The 14419-nt window shown below is 41.6% G+C and carries 15 protein-coding genes; 11 read left to right on the top strand and 4 right to left on the bottom strand.

Going from position 1 to position 14419, the window contains the following annotated elements:
* Nucleotides 1–32 precede the first annotated feature (32 nt).
* From H538_RS0101900 to H538_RS0101880, 5 genes are all read left to right on the top strand, one after another.
* Nucleotides 33–1109, top strand: a complete 1077-nt coding sequence (locus H538_RS0101900; RefSeq protein WP_026676123.1) for a carbamoyl phosphate synthase small subunit — start codon at nucleotides 33–35, stop codon at nucleotides 1107–1109.
* The gene (gene carB / locus H538_RS0101895) at nucleotides 1102–4248 is read left to right on the top strand and encodes a carbamoyl-phosphate synthase (glutamine-hydrolyzing) large subunit (protein ID WP_026676122.1); all 3147 of its coding nucleotides are present in this window, start codon (nucleotides 1102–1104) and stop codon (nucleotides 4246–4248) included. The genes H538_RS0101900 and carB overlap by 8 nt, the downstream gene beginning before the upstream one ends.
* Nucleotides 4245–5192, top strand: a complete 948-nt coding sequence (gene argF / locus H538_RS0101890) for an ornithine carbamoyltransferase (RefSeq protein ID WP_026676121.1) — start codon at nucleotides 4245–4247, stop codon at nucleotides 5190–5192. The genes carB and argF overlap by 4 nt, the downstream gene beginning before the upstream one ends.
* Before the next feature lie 92 nt (nucleotides 5193–5284).
* Nucleotides 5285–5650, top strand: coding sequence for a hypothetical protein (locus H538_RS0101885; protein WP_026676120.1), 366 nt, complete (start codon nucleotides 5285–5287; stop codon nucleotides 5648–5650).
* 77 nt (nucleotides 5651–5727) lie between these two features.
* Nucleotides 5728–5907, top strand: a complete 180-nt coding sequence (locus tag H538_RS0101880; protein WP_026676119.1) for a YjzC family protein — start codon at nucleotides 5728–5730, stop codon at nucleotides 5905–5907.
* Nucleotides 5908–5928: 21 nt separating this feature from the next.
* Here the strand turns inward: H538_RS0101880 and H538_RS0101875 are convergent, their stop codons facing one another.
* Nucleotides 5929–7089 carry a M20 family metallopeptidase gene (locus H538_RS0101875; RefSeq protein ID WP_026676118.1) on the bottom strand — a complete coding sequence of 387 codons (1161 nt, stop codon included), beginning with the start codon at nucleotides 7087–7089 and terminating at the stop codon, nucleotides 5929–5931.
* Nucleotides 7090–7154: 65 nt separating this feature from the next.
* Nucleotides 7155–7334, bottom strand: coding sequence for a YjzD family protein (locus H538_RS0101870; protein ID WP_026676117.1), 180 nt, complete (start codon nucleotides 7332–7334; stop codon nucleotides 7155–7157).
* Between the two features lie 246 nt (nucleotides 7335–7580).
* On the opposite strand from H538_RS0101870, the gene H538_RS0101865 reads away from it, so the two are divergent.
* The 3 genes from H538_RS0101865 to H538_RS0101855 all read left to right on the top strand — a co-directional run bounded on the left by H538_RS0101865 (nucleotide 7581) and on the right by H538_RS0101855 (nucleotide 9692).
* The gene (locus tag H538_RS0101865; RefSeq protein ID WP_026676116.1) at nucleotides 7581–8315 is read left to right on the top strand and encodes an alpha/beta fold hydrolase; all 735 of its coding nucleotides are present in this window, start codon (nucleotides 7581–7583) and stop codon (nucleotides 8313–8315) included.
* Between the two features lie 177 nt (nucleotides 8316–8492).
* A complete protein-coding gene (locus tag H538_RS0101860; protein WP_026676115.1) occupies nucleotides 8493–9392 on the top strand; it encodes an NAD-dependent epimerase/dehydratase family protein in 900 nt (299 codons plus the stop codon).
* Nucleotides 9393–9512: 120 nt separating this feature from the next.
* The gene (locus H538_RS0101855; protein WP_026676114.1) at nucleotides 9513–9692 is read left to right on the top strand and encodes a ComZ family protein; all 180 of its coding nucleotides are present in this window, start codon (nucleotides 9513–9515) and stop codon (nucleotides 9690–9692) included.
* 33 nt (nucleotides 9693–9725) lie between these two features.
* Here H538_RS0101855 and H538_RS0101850 read toward each other — a convergent pair whose 3' ends face one another.
* Nucleotides 9726–10007, bottom strand: coding sequence for a YppG family protein (locus H538_RS0101850; RefSeq protein WP_026676113.1), 282 nt, complete (start codon nucleotides 10005–10007; stop codon nucleotides 9726–9728).
* Between the two features lie 202 nt (nucleotides 10008–10209).
* On the opposite strand from H538_RS0101850, the gene H538_RS0101845 reads away from it, so the two are divergent.
* The 3 genes from H538_RS0101845 (at nucleotide 10210) to H538_RS0101835 (ending at nucleotide 13333) form a co-directional block, all read left to right on the top strand.
* Entirely contained in the window at nucleotides 10210–11142 is a 933-nt protein-coding gene (locus H538_RS0101845) for a beta-ketoacyl-ACP synthase III (protein WP_026676112.1), read from the top strand.
* Between the two features lie 36 nt (nucleotides 11143–11178).
* Nucleotides 11179–12420: a beta-ketoacyl-ACP synthase II gene (gene fabF / locus H538_RS0101840; RefSeq protein ID WP_026676111.1), complete on the top strand. Its 1242-nt coding sequence runs from the start codon at nucleotides 11179–11181 to the stop codon at nucleotides 12418–12420.
* 166 nt (nucleotides 12421–12586) lie between these two features.
* Entirely contained in the window at nucleotides 12587–13333 is a 747-nt protein-coding gene (locus H538_RS0101835; RefSeq protein ID WP_026676110.1) for a YjbA family protein, read from the top strand.
* 42 nt (nucleotides 13334–13375) lie between these two features.
* Here the strand turns inward: H538_RS0101835 and trpS are convergent, their stop codons facing one another.
* Nucleotides 13376–14365, bottom strand: a complete 990-nt coding sequence (gene trpS, locus H538_RS0101830) for a tryptophan--tRNA ligase (RefSeq protein ID WP_026676109.1) — start codon at nucleotides 14363–14365, stop codon at nucleotides 13376–13378.
* Between the last annotated feature and the right edge of the window lie 54 nt (nucleotides 14366–14419).

The following is a 14419-nucleotide window of genomic DNA, read 5'->3' as shown; positions in this document are numbered from 1 at the left end:
AATAGAAATACAGAAAAAGGAGTCGAGAAACCATGGAGGGTTATATCGTGCTCTCAAATGGAATGACATTTGAAGGAACGTGGCATGGAGACAATCCAGTGAGTGGAGAAGTCGTTTTTTATACGGGTATGACGGGCTATCAAGAAGTGATATCTGATCCATCGTACCACGGGCAAATCGTTGTATTTGCCTATCCGTTAATCGGAAATTACGGAATGAATATGGATGATTTTGAATCGTCCGCACCTACCGTTTCCGGAGTCATTACCGGAGAAGTTTATGAAAAAGGGCACCATTATCAGGCAAATACGACATTTGCTGAAAAACTAAAAAACCATCATATCCCATTTATGTCGAACGTCGATACACGGACTCTTATTAAAGTGATCCGCGATGAGGGTGATATGAAAGGGATGATAACGAACGATTTAGAAGCATTAAAGAATTTTCAAGAAGACATCGGGATTCAAGCAAAGCTTGTAAAAGAAGTCGCGACAAAAGACATCCAAACATACGGCGAAGGCAACCATCATGTCGTTTTAATGGATTTCGGCTATAAAAAATCGATAGTACAGGCGCTGCTAGAAAAAGGCTGCAGAGTGACGGTCGTTCCGTTTGATGCAAAAGAAGAAGTAATCTACGGATTAAAACCGGACGGTATTCTTTTTTCCAATGGACCAGGAAATCCGAAAGAATTAAAGCCGTATATGCCCCTTTATAAAAAATTAGCGGAAAACTTCCCGACGATGGGCATTTGTCTTGGTCATCAGTTAATGGCGTTAGCGTTTGGCGGAAATACGAAAAAAATGAAATTCGGGCATCGCGGTGCCAATCATCCAGTAATGAATTTGAAAACAAACAAAGTCAGCCTGTCTTCGCAAAATCACGGCTATGTTGTAGAAGAAGAAACCCTGGCGGGGACTGGCTTTCAAGTTTTATATAAAAACGTGAACGATTCAACGGTAGAAGGCATGGTTCACACAAAATACAGCATCATTACAACACAATTCCACCCGGAAGCCCATCCGGGACCAAGAGATTATGAATTTATTTTTACCGAGTTCATTGAGCGAATGGGAGAGCGAAAGGAGGCAAAATCATATGCCTAAACTGCAAACGATACAAAAAGTGCTAGTCATCGGTTCGGGGCCGATCGTTATCGGGCAGGCGGCGGAGTTCGATTATTCTGGGACGCAGGCGTGTAGCGCGCTAAAAGAAGAAGGGCTTGAAGTAATCCTTGTCAACAACAATCCGGCAACGATTATGACGGATAAAACATATGCCGATAAAGTTTATTTTGAGCCGCTGACGGTTGAAACGGTAACCGAAATTATAAAAAAAGAACGGCCGGATGGTTTGCTCGCAACGGTCGGCGGACAAACGGGCTTAAATCTTGCCCTCGACCTTTATCAAAAAGGGGTTCTTGAAGATCATCACGTGAAATTGCTCGGGACGGAAATCGAATCAATTGTCAAGGCGGAAGACCGGGAATGTTTCCGCCAATTGATGTACGAATTAGGAGAGCCTGTTCCAAAAAGCGAAATTGTCAATTCAACGGAAGAAGCCGTTGCGTTTGCAAATGAAGCGGGTTACCCGATTATCATCCGCCCGGCTTACACGCTCGGAGGCTTTGGCGGAGGAATTGCACAAGATGAAAAATCGTTGGTCGAAATCGTGACAAATGGTCTTGCTTCAAGTCCAATCGGTCAATGTTTAATTGAAAAGAGCATTGCCGGGTATAAAGAAATCGAGTATGAAGTAATGCGTGATGCGAATGACACATGCATTACCGTGTGCAACATGGAAAACATTGATCCGGTCGGCGTTCATACCGGGGATTCAATCGTTGTCGCGCCAAGCCAGACGATAACGGATAAAGAATACCATATGCTCCGATCATCAGCGCTGAAAATTATCCGTGCTTTAGGGATTGTCGGCGGATGTAACATTCAGTTTGCCCTTGATCCGCACAGTTCGAACTATTACTTAATCGAAGTAAATCCACGGGTTAGCCGCTCATCTGCTTTAGCTTCGAAAGCAACGGGTTATCCGATTGCAAAAATCGCAGCGAAATTAAGCATCGGCTATTACTTGCATGAATTGAAAAACCCCGTTACGGGCTACACCTATGCAAGTTTTGAACCGGCTCTTGATTATATCACGGTAAAAATGCCAAGATGGCCGTTTGATAAATTTCCGCTTGCCAATCGAACACTCGGTACACAAATGAAAGCAACCGGAGAAGTGATGGCCATAGGCAGGAATTTGCAAGAAGCAGTTCAGAAGGCGGTCCGCTCATTAGAATTGAACACGAGCGGGTTTTGCCTCAAAGAAATGGAAGCCTGGAGCGATGAAGCTCTCTGGAAAATCGTAAACGTTGCAGATGATCGCCGCTTTTTCGCGATCATGGAGCTTTTGAAACGCAAAGTGACGGTTGAGGCGGTTCATAAAGCGACAGGCATTCAACTTTATTTTCTGGAAAACTTCCAACAATTAATTGATAGTTACAATCAAATTGTTTCGTATCGCTTTGAAGATGTATCGCCATCTTTTTTGAAATTCGTAAAGCAAAAAGGGTTTTCAGATCAACTTTTAGCTGCGGTTTGGAACAAAACGGAAGATGATATTCGCGCGAAACGAAAAGAATGGGGCATCGTCCCTTCGTATAAAATGGTCGACACATGTAGCGCAGAATTTACAACTCAAACGGCGTATTACTATTCCAGTTGGCACGGAGCGAGTGACAGAGTCGCTTCTACCCGTAGAAAAATCGCCATTATCGGTTCTGGTCCTATCCGAATCGGGCAAGGAATTGAATTTGATTATTGCGGAGTCCACTCTTGCCTCGCTGCACAAATAGCCGGTATTGAGACAATTTTAATTAATAATAATCCGGAAACGGTCAGCACGGATTTTGAAGTGGCGGATACGCTTTATTTTGAACCATTAACATTTGAAGATGTCATGAATGTATTAGAGTTTGAACAAATAGACCAGGTGATCCTCCAGTTTGGCGGACAGACGGCAATCAATCTGGCACAACGTTTAGAAAATGCGGGAATCACGATACTTGGCTCACATGCAGATTTAATTGATGAATTGGAAAATCGCGAACGTTTTTATGACTTCCTAAAGCAACTCGGAATTCCGCACGTTCCGGGTGAAACTGCGGAGAACGAAACGGAATTGATTCATTTTGCGAACATCCTCGGCTTTCCGATATTGCTTCGCCCTTCTTACGTAATTGGCGGAAGCGGAATGGTTATTTTGCACAATGAGCTTGAATTGAAGCAGTACATCCAATCTGCAACTGCCTTCTATCCAATTTTGGTCGATCAGTTCGTATGCGGAAAAGAAGCTGAAGTCGATGTTGTAACAGACGGAAGGAATATTTTTGTCCCGGGCATATTTGAACATATTGAAACGGCGGGAGTGCATTCCGGAGACAGTATCGCGATTACGCCGCCTGTAAGTCTGACGAAAAAAGATAAAGAAACGATTCTATCGTTTACAAAACGCATCGCGCAATCAATGAACTTTAAAGGAATGTTTAATATCCAGTTTGTCATTAAAGATGATACCGTTTATGTTTTGGAAATTAACCCGAGAGCGTCAAGAACAGTTCCTATTTTTAGCAAGATCACCGGAATAAACTTAATTGGCGTGGCAACGAACGTACTTTTAGGTAGAACACTTGCTGAACAGGGCTTCGTGAAAGACTTTTTCGATAATGATTTTTTCACGGTAAAAGCACCGGTATTTTCCAACATTAAACTTCCGGGATTAGATCCGACCGTATCCCCGATCATGAAATCAACTGGTGAAGTGATCGGAATAAGCGCAAATAAGAACGAAGCGTTATTTAAGGCATTAAAAGGGGCAGCTGGCGGTCTTCCTGATCTTTGGAAAATAAAAGGAAGCCTTTATGTCGATCTTGAACGGGAGCAAGTGGAGAAAGAAAAGCAACATCTATTGCAAAAATGGATGTCGACAGGATTTAACGTTATTTTTGCAGATGAATGCCCGTTTGAAAAGTGGATCAAATGTGAAGAAAAACAAATTTATTTCAGCCCGGCGACAAACAAGAAAGCCGATCAATTGCAAACCGCAATGTTAAACCGGCTTCATGTATGGACCCATTGGCAAACGTGTGAAGCGTATTTAGAAAGTCTGCAGCTAGCTGGCAGCAAACCGGGGATCAGTGATATGGAGCAATTACTAACCGAAAAGGAAGTGTTTAAATCATGAATATAGCAAAAGCATTTGGGAGCACCTCATTAAAAGGAAAGGATTTACTAACACTCGCTGACTGGACGCTTGATGAAATTAACGGAATTATCGATTATGCGAAACTTTTAAAGAAAAAAGAAAATAAAACATCCAATCTTTTATCTGGAAAAATACTCGGAATGATTTTTGAAAAATCATCGACAAGAACACGCGTCTCTTTTGAAGTCGGGATGTTGCAACTCGGCGGCCACGCCATTTACTTAAGTTCAAAAGACATTCAAATGGGGCGCGGGGAAACGATTGCCGATACAGCTAAAGTATTATCCGGTTATTTAGACGCCATTATGATTCGCACATTTGAGCATACAATTGCCGAAGAATTAGCGGAGCATGCGGATATCCCGGTCATTAATGGGCTTACAGACGATTACCATCCGTGTCAGGTGCTTGCCGATTTATTAACGATTTCTGAACATAAAGGGTCTCTTCATGACAAAAAATTAGCATATATCGGTGATGGAAACAACATGGCCCATTCGCTCATGATCGGCGCTGCAAAAGTAGGCATGGATTGTACAATTATAACACCGCCTGGCTTTGAGCCAAAGCCAGAAATCGTAAAGCTGGCCCAGTCGATCGCCAAAGATTCAGGAGCACAAATTCAAACGACTCATGACCCGGTTGAAGGTGTAGAAAACTGTGATATTGTCTATACAGATGTTTGGGCGAGCATGGGCTTTGAAGATGAAGCGGAAAAAAGAAAAGAATGGTTTAAATCGTATCAAGTGAACAGTGAGTTAATGAAACATGCGAAAGATGATTATATTTTCATGCACTGTCTGCCGGCCCATCGCGGTGAAGAAGTAACAGCTGAGATTATTGACGGCAAGCATTCGGTTGTTTTTGCCGAAGCCGAAAACCGTCTTCATGCGCAAAAAGCATTGCTTGCCTCTATTCTATAAAAAAGTGATGGCGATTTCCTCCGAATCCATCTGGACAAATAACCAAATTGAGCCAGGGAGAATAACATGGAAGGGTAAGGAGGTGTCGCCCGTTGTATCCAAATCATTATTATTCAGCTTATCAACAACAAATGCAACAGCAGCAATATAATTTTCATCCTTCCCATTTAAAAAAGATGCAAAGACAATGCAGGAAGTTTTTGCAAAATCATGTAAATGTTCTTTTGATGGATGGGAACTCGTACGATGGATTTATCGAATTTGTCGATCAACAAAATGTTTATTTAGCGATTCCCTATGTCGAAGCGAATCAAGAAGAAACAACAGAGGATCGAAATAATAATGAACGAACTTATCCGTATTATGGTTACTCCGCGCCCGTCAGCAGCTATTCGATTCAAAGGGTGATCTTGCCACTTGCGGGAATAGGCGGAGTATCAGCTGTACCTTATTATTGAGAAACCCGAGTGGAAAAATTTCCGCTCGGGTTTTTCTTCTTTTTTGGAGATAGTAACATTATGAAAGGGGTGGAAGAATGGGACAACGACATCAATTTACACATGGACAAAAAGCTCCGAATAATGGAATTTATGTCGAAATCGGAGAAACTGGAAGCATGGTGAACAACCCGAGACAAATTAAATTAAAAGCGGGGGAATTGTTCCCGGAAACGACCAATCATGACCGAGTATGGACCTATAAAAGGAAGCCGTAAAAAAGTAACCCCGGATAGGGGTTACTTTCGATTGAAAAAATCTTTAATTTGCTGATGCAGTTCAGCGTCTGTAAGCACATCATAGCCTGTAAGCGCAAGAGCTTTCGCGCCAATGATCATGCCTTCATAGCCACGGTCGGAATTGGCTGCTTCGCAAAACTCCGGTGTATGAAGATTAAATGCTTCGTCTGTGATTTTAATGTATGGGTGGATGGCGGGAACTTTGTTGCTGACGTTTCCAATATCTGATGAACCATGATCCGATTTTGCATGAATTTCTTGTTCAGAGACACCAAGCGCAACAAGATTTTTCATAAACGCATGAGAAAGGGGCTCATTGGTTGATAAATTAGCATAGCCGAGCTCATAATAAGACATTTCGACTGTACAGCCTGTCGCCAGTGCCGCTGCATTTGCACAGTTTTTCACTTTATCAATTAAATCCGGAAGCTGTTCGGCTGTATTTGCCCGTACATAAAACTTTGCCTGCGTCTTGTCCGGAATCACATTGGGGGCAGAGCCGCCTTCAGTGATAATGCCATGAATGCGAACATCGGAAGTAAGCTGCTGTCTTAGCGCGCTAATATGATTGAAAAGAGCAATAACAGCATCAAGCGCGTTGATTCCTTCATAAGGGCTTGCGGCTGCATGGGCTGATTTCCCGAAAAAGTCGAATTGCAGCGCTTCCATCGCCAAACTCGAACCACTTTCTTCATACCGATGAAACGGATGGGCCATTAATGCGACATCAACGTCATTGAAATAGCCTTTTTCCGACAGAGGTACTTTTGCTCCGCCTGTTTCTTCCGCTGGTGTTCCAAAAACGATAACTTTTCCACCGGTCGAATGTACTGCTTTACTCAGACTAATAGCGGCTGCTACACTCATCGTGCCAATTAGATTATGCCCGCAAGCATGATTAAGCTCAGGAAGCGCGTCATATTCGGCAAGAAAAGCTACGGTTCTGCCTGGAAGACCGCTGTCAAAAGTCGCGATAAAGGCCGTTTCCATCCCATCGACCGGCTGTTTAATCGAAAATCCGTGTTCGGTTAACGCATCGATTAATTTTTGTGATGATTTAAATTCGCTAAAGCCGAGTTCAGGATGATTCCAAATATACTCACCGATTTGGCGAAAATAAGGTGTTTGTTCATCAAGAAACTGTATGATGTTCTCTTTCATCGCTTTTCTCCCCCCCAAAAAACAGTATGAAAAAAAGCCCTACACCAGGTGCTTAGGGCTGCTATTTAATGCTCTTCGGCTTCTTTTGGAAGCATTTCACCAACTACCGTTATAAAAAGCGCGAAAACCACTCCAAAAATGGACGCCGTTGTAAAATCGAATTTACCACCTTGCATTGAACCTAACACATAAAAAGCCATATTGCTTAACAAAAACGACCATATTAAAGTCCAAATAAAACGCATAACTTTCACCTCAACTTTATGTAAACGGATTGATCTACTCTCATCTTAACAAAACTTGCTTCATTAGAAAAGGGTGCAAATCATGTAAAACTGAATTTCACAATAATGTTAAATTTATATGAATCAATTTAGACATTTTTCTTTGTCGAATGATACTCCCCTGCATACATTAGAGAAGAAATAGCTTAAAAAGGTTGTTTTAAACGTATTTTATGACACTTTAAAATGACCAAATGGGGGAGAAACGTGAGTATTGAAGAACGATTTTTTAATGTAGATGGCCAGTGGAACGTCATCCATCTTCCAAAAAAGCCAAGCGGATTCGGCGTGATGATCCTTGGTGACCTTAACCATTTTGTAGATGAAAAAACAAGCCTTTGGAAACAAAACGAACGATTATGGTTGATCCAACATTTAAGAAATAGAGGATATACATGTTTTTATTCAAACTTATATGGGCGAAACTGGGGCAGCCCGAAAGCTATAACTCTGGCAAAAAGACTGTATCATCATGTGATTAAATCCGAAATTTTAAATCCAAAAATCCATTTGCTTGCTGAAGGGATGGGAGCCCTTGTTGCCTTGAAATTAATGGAAGAGATGCAGGGGAATATTCGCTCTTGCCTATTGATCAACCCTTGTCTTGATTTAAAAGGACATTTTTACCAGATGAAACTGAATCGGCTATTTTATAAACAAACGGTCAAAGAGATTGGTGCGGCCTATGGAATCGCTAATAAAAATGTTGAACCGTTCGTTGAAACGCTTGCTGATCTTTCCGCATACCAATCGGCTGTTCCAGTGAAAATATGGCATGCAGCGAGCGGCGTACAATTTCCTTTTAAAGTGCATAGCCGCAAATATGAAGAAATCCGCTACCATCTTCATGCTCCAATTGAACTATCTATTCATTTACCTGAAAAAAGGCTGTCACTTGGCAACATAACAGACTTCTATAAACTATATGAAAAGGAAGTATAAACACCCCCTATGACGATTCGTAGGGATTTTTTGCTTCATAAGATGAGAAAAAAATATTTGCAAGTCACTCGCTCCTGAACAAAAGTTGCTTGCGAAGCAATTTTGTTCAGAAGACAAGTTAAGTTTCGAAATTTAAACAATACGATATAAAGAGAGGAAAAGAAACGGGGGCTTCGTATGAGAAAAGTAATCGTTACAGGTGCAGGCGGATTTATCGGCTCGCATTTATGTGCAAGGTTTCTAGAGGATGAAATCGAAGTGATCGGCATTGACGGGACAGAAAACACCGAAAAGTTAGATTATATTGGAAGAAATGCGTGTTTCGAGTTTATTAATGAGCCTATTGAAAAAACAAATATGAAAAAGCATTTAAAAGGTGTAGACGTTATATTTCACTTAGCCTGTACCGTTCGTCCAAACTGCAGATGGCACAACATTGAACATTATGTCAAACAACATATTGAGAGGTTAAAGCGAATTTATGACGCGATCCCATCGAAAAAAACGAAACTCATCTTTGTATCCTCTTATGAAGTTTATGGAAAACGTCATGGCGAAGTGACGGAAACTTCAGCGACTAATCCTGAAACGTTATACGGACTAATTAAGTTAACGGAAGAAAATTACGTTCATGTTCGTTCGGCTGAAAAAAATATACCGTTTGTCATTCTTCGCTTGCCTACCGTATATGGACCGTGGCAGCCAGGAGATATGACGTTTCAAAACATTATTAATTCAAGGATTAAAGGAGACTCGTGCAAATTTGAAAAAGATTCGGTAACCGAGGACGTTTTATATGTTGAGGATGCGGTTGAATCCATTTATTTAGCTGCCAAGCAGCCGGTTGAAAATGCAATATACAATATCTCGAGCGGGAAGCGAGACGAGTGGAAGAGAGGATTGGAAGCATTATCAGTAAAAGTAGAGCATTTGCCTAAAGAAAAAAGAAACATGATGATTTCTGGGAAATTGGCAAAAAACGATCTTGGCTTTCAACCAAGAACGACGGTAGAAGAGGGGATTAAAAAACAAATGCGCCATAGCGAACGGACAATATTTAACAGGCAAAAACGCTAGCACCTTCGTCAAAAAATGCTGCCGATTTGTCCACACAAATAAGAGGAAGTATGCATTATATATTTTAGTGACTTATAAGCGCATTACATTATTGGTGAAATCAATATGGAGGTAAAAAAGATGAATCCAGAAGTGAATTTAAGGCTTATGCAAATCGTCATGAAATATTTGCCTGAAGGAAAATCATGGCTCAGACAAAAAGGGGTTAATGTCACGATGGCGGATATTCAACCAATGATGGGTCTTGCGGTAAAAATATTGAATGAGGCTTATGAATTAGGAAAGAAAAATGCGCGCTAATTAAATGAGAGCCAACCTTTAAGGTGCGGCTCTCTACTCTTTTTTCTTGAAAATAGATAATAGTGGGGAAACTCGTTGGGCAACCTTCATGGTTTGATCAATGACCGCGATCATTTTATTATAATCTATTGTTCCCTCCCTTGTTCGAAAGTTATCAAGAAAGCTTTGCCGAACGTAAGGATTAAACCCTTCTCCTCTAAACCTCATCGGAATAGGCCGTGGTACTGGAGGAGCCATCATTTCTTGTCTCATTCCAGGAGGGTGTCCACCGCGCATATGTGGAGGATGGTGATATCCGTTTGGATCAAAGTGCATACATCTCACTCCCGCGAAAGTTTATACTCCTGCACAAATTGTTCTCTCACCATACAATATGCCGGACAATTTATAACGTGTGTCGTTCCTCATGTTTCTTTACAAAAATAAAATTTTAACATAAAATTAGTACCAGGTCATAAAGTTTGATACTAAAGTGCTATACGCTTGAAAAAAAGAGTTGACAAAAGGGGTAGTTAAAATGAATGCAGGAATAATTGGCTTAGGCAGTTATGTCCCTGAAAAAGTGTTAACAAACTTTGATTTAGAACAAATGGTTGATACGAGTGATGAGTGGATTCGTACACGTACTGGTATTGAAGAACGAAGAATTGCACCGGATGAAATCGATTCGTCTCATATGGCCGAATATGCGGCAAAAGAGGCAATTGAAGATGCTGGTCTTACAGCAAAAGATATCGATTTAATTCTTGTTGCAACAGTAACACCGGATCATCCATTTCCTTCCGTAGCCTGCCTGATCCAGGACAGACTCGGTGCAATGAACGCGGCCGCTATGGACATCAGTGCAGCCTGTGCTGGCTTTATGTATGGAATGGTAACGGCGAAACAATTTATTGAATCGGGCACATACAAAAATGTCCTTGTCGTCGGTGTAGAGAAACTATCAAAAATAACAGATTGGGAAGACCGAAATACCGCCGTTCTGTTCGGTGATGGTGCAGGAGCGGCAGTCATTTCAACCGTTTCTGAAGGAAGAGGGATATTGTCCTTTGATATCGGTGCGGCCGGCTCAGGAGCAAAACACCTTTACCAGGATAAATACATTAAAATGAACGGCCGTGAAGTGTTTAAATTTGCAGTCCGTCAAATGGGGGAATCTTCCTTAAAAGTAGTGGAAAGAGCCGGTTTGACGAAAGAGGATGTCGATTATCTTATTCCTCATCAAGCCAATATTCGAATTATGGAAGCATCAAGACAACGGTTGGAATTACCGGAAGACAAAATGGCCGTTACCGTTAATAAGTACGGAAATACATCATCAGCTTCTATACCAATGGCTTTGGTAGATGCGTTAAAAGATGGTAAGATAAAAGACGATGATGTCGTTGTCCTCGTTGGATTCGGCGGAGGATTGACATGGGGTGCCGTCCTGCTTAAATGGGGTAAATAAATGATGGAATGTATAAGATAAAGGAGAGTTGTTTCTATTATGAAAAGACGTGTAGTTGTCACAGGATTGGGAGCTGTTACTTCACTTGGAAACAGCGTTGAAGAAATTTGGAAACGAATCATTGCCGGCCAATCTGGTATTGGGGAACTCACACGCCGTGATGCTTCAAAGTTTCCAGTAAAAGTAGCATCTGAAGCAAATGAGTTTGACCCGCATCAATTTATCGATCGAAAAGAAGCGCGAAAAATGGATCGCTTTACTCAATTTGCAGTAGCATCAACGCAAATGGCTGTAAAAGATGCAAACCTTGAAATTACAGAAGATATTGCACCGCGTGTCGGAGTTTGGATCGGTTCAGGAATTGGCGGAATGGATACATATGAGCAACAATTCCGCATTTTTGAAGAAAAGGGATACCGACGGGTGACACCGTTTTTCGTTCCGATGATGATTCCTGACATGGCAAGCGGACAAGTATCGATTATGTTAGGCGCCAAAGGGATCAACTCTTGTACGGTGACAGCATGTGCGTCCGGGGCCAACTCGATTGGCGATGCGTTTAAAGTGATCGAGCGTGGTGATGCGGATGTCATGATTACAGGCGGTTCAGAAGCGCCGATTACCGATATGGCGCTTGCCGGATTCTGCCAGGCAACAGCCCTTTCTTTAAATCCGGATCCGCAAACGGCAAGCCGCCCTTTTGATGCGAATCGTGATGGATTTGTCATTGGCGAAGGAGCAGGCATTCTTGTTCTTGAAGAATTAGAATTTGCGAAAAAACGCGGTGCGAAAATTTATGCTGAAATCGTTGGATACGGGGCAACAGGAGATGCGTATCACATTACCGCGCCGGCTCCAGAAGGAGAGGGCGGCGCACGGGCGATGAAACAAGCGGTTTTAGATGCCGGATTAAAGTTTGAAGATATCGACTATATTAATGCTCATGGCACTAGTACAGACTATAATGATAAATATGAAACAGCAGCTATTAAAGCCGTATTTGGCGACCATGCCTATAAGCTAGCGGTAAGCTCAACAAAATCGATGACCGGCCATCTTTTAGGGGCAGCCGGTGGAATTGAAGCAATCTTCTCTGTAAAAGCAATCGAAGAAGGCATTCTTCCACCGACGATAAATTACGAAACGCCGGATCCAGAATGCGATCTCGATTATGTTCCAAATGAAGCGCGCAAAGCAAATGTCAACGCTGTATTAAGCAACTCATTAGGCTTTGGCGGGCACAACGCTTCACTTGTCTTTAAAAAATATACAGAATAAATGTAAAACCCGATTTTCATTAGAAAATCGGGTTTTACAGCGATTCCACCCTTTTTCAAGTAGATGGAGAAAAAGGAACTATAGGATTATTCATCATCAATTAGAATAAATTGGACGACCTCTGACCATACTGTTTTTAAACAAACGGTTAAGTGAGGGGTTGCAAATGTTGTATTTACGCGATGTTTGGGTGAACTGGTTTGAAGGAGAAGAAAACGGCTATAACGTTTGTGAGTTCCATGAGTGGAGAAAAGACGACTTTATCGAATTGCTCGACCAGGTTCCAATTACGAAGATTGATTCTGCACTTTTTCATTACATTGAAAATGATTTAAGCGATCTCCCCGATGCGCTTTTAGAAGAAGTCTATCAAAAAGCGTATGTAAGAAAAAACAATCAACGAGTTCAACTAGAATATTGTTTTATCATTACAGACGAAAAAAAATCGCTTGTCGTCGATACGATGGGATATCGTATTCCAATTCGCAAAAGCCGTTTAATTCCAAGACAAGAACAGCTCGTGTTTGAAATGGCCGAGCAGCTCGAAATGAAATCATATCCTTTTTATCCAAAAGAAGAAACGAAAGAACATCATATTCTGTCTCCAGAAGCAGAACTAATGAGAGGTTTGACAAGGAAAGAAAGACAGCTAAAACAGCTGCTATTCATGGTGTTAGACCAGCTCCATACAACGAAAAATGTGGCAGAAGTCCGTTATTGGTGTACCGAATGGATGCCGGAGGAGTATATGCGGATTCAAACGATGGACTTTGAAGAAGCATGGCAGGCATTATATAACGAATTAAAAAACGGCTGGTCCGATGGGCATTACGCCCTCTGTGAAAGGCTGATAAAAGGGCAGCCATACTTTGAAAAAATATGGGAACTTGAAAATGGAACACATGTTAATTAGAAAAAGCAACGGCAAGTGATGAACTGCCGTTGCTTTTCCATGTTAAATCCGTTTTCTGGCCAATCCAAGCGCTCGCTCTACTTTATTAAGCATTTTATTCGCTACTTTATTTGCCTTTGCCGCCCCCTGGTCAAGTATTTCATCCAATTCTTCAGATTGTACGAACGCATGGTAGCGATCCTGGATCGGTTTTAACCGTTCAATAATCGCATGTGCCACATCTTCTTTAAACTCGCCATAGCCTTTTCCTTCATATTTTTTCTCCAGCGTCTCGATGTCAACCGAAGCGCATAATGAATAAATGGTCAGCAAGTTAGAAATGCCGGGCTTATTTTCTTTATCATATTTCACGATGCCATCGGAATCGGTTGTCGCGCGTTTGATTTTTTTCATGATCGCCGCTTCATCATCAAGAATGGAAATAAACGCATTTGCATTTGGATCGGACTTGCTCATTTTTTTAGTCGGGTCGACTAATGACATGATCCGGGCGCCGAATTTTTGGATGTGCGGCTCAGGAATCGTAAAAATTTCACGATATTTTTTATTAAACCGTTCGGCAATGTCTCTCGTTAACTCAATATGCTGTTTCTGATCTTCCCCGACTGGCACAAAATCGGTATTGTACAATAAAATGTCAGCCGCCATAAGAGGAGGGTAGGTTAATAAGCCGGCTGAGACCGCTTCCTTTCCTTTCGATTTATCCTTAAATTGCGTCATTCGCTCAAGTTCGCCAATATAGGACAGGCATTGTAAAATCCAGCCCATTTTCGTATGGGCAGGAACTTCTGATTGAATAAATAAAGTGGATTTTTCAGGATCGATTCCCACTGCTAAGTATAAAGCGGCAAGATTGCGTGTATTCTTTTTTAATTGAACAGGATCTTGCGGTACCGTGATCGCATGTTGATTGACTACGCAAAAATAACAATCGTGCTCATCTTGATACGCCACAAAGTGTTGCAGCGCTCCTAAATAATTTCCTAATGTAATTGTTCCGCTTGGCTGAATGCCAGAAAAAATAGTTGCCATATGCAAAACTCCTTTTTTTCTTTTGTTTTAATAATGCAAAGCATACAAAAAGGC

The sequence above is a fragment of the Fictibacillus gelatini DSM 15865 genome, assembly GCF_000430745.1.
Classification (GTDB): Bacteria; Bacillota; Bacilli; order Bacillales; family Fictibacillaceae; genus Fictibacillus_A; species Fictibacillus_A gelatini.
This window is presented reverse-complemented; position numbering and strand designations above follow the sequence as displayed.

Coding starts and splice junctions, on each gene's coding strand:
- H538_RS0101880 (WP_026676119.1), top strand. CDS start 5,728: ATGGGACAACGACATCAATTTACACATGGACAAAAAGCTCCGAATAAT.
- H538_RS0101850 (WP_026676113.1), bottom strand. CDS start 10,007: ATGCACTTTGATCCAAACGGATATCACCATCCTCCACATATGCGCGGT.
- H538_RS0101870 (WP_026676117.1), bottom strand. CDS start 7,334: ATGCGTTTTATTTGGACTTTAATATGGTCGTTTTTGTTAAGCAATATG.
- trpS (WP_026676109.1), bottom strand. CDS start 14,365: ATGGCAACTATTTTTTCTGGCATTCAGCCAAGCGGAACAATTACATTA.
- H538_RS0101900 (WP_026676123.1), top strand. CDS start 33: ATGGAGGGTTATATCGTGCTCTCAAATGGAATGACATTTGAAGGAACG.
- argF (WP_026676121.1), top strand. CDS start 4,245: ATGAATATAGCAAAAGCATTTGGGAGCACCTCATTAAAAGGAAAGGAT.
- carB (WP_026676122.1), top strand. CDS start 1,102: ATGCCTAAACTGCAAACGATACAAAAAGTGCTAGTCATCGGTTCGGGG.
- H538_RS0101835 (WP_026676110.1), top strand. CDS start 12,587: ATGTTGTATTTACGCGATGTTTGGGTGAACTGGTTTGAAGGAGAAGAA.
- H538_RS0101845 (WP_026676112.1), top strand. CDS start 10,210: ATGAATGCAGGAATAATTGGCTTAGGCAGTTATGTCCCTGAAAAAGTG.
- H538_RS0101875 (WP_026676118.1), bottom strand. CDS start 7,089: ATGAAAGAGAACATCATACAGTTTCTTGATGAACAAACACCTTATTTT.
- H538_RS0101860 (WP_026676115.1), top strand. CDS start 8,493: ATGAGAAAAGTAATCGTTACAGGTGCAGGCGGATTTATCGGCTCGCAT.
- H538_RS0101855 (WP_026676114.1), top strand. CDS start 9,513: ATGAATCCAGAAGTGAATTTAAGGCTTATGCAAATCGTCATGAAATAT.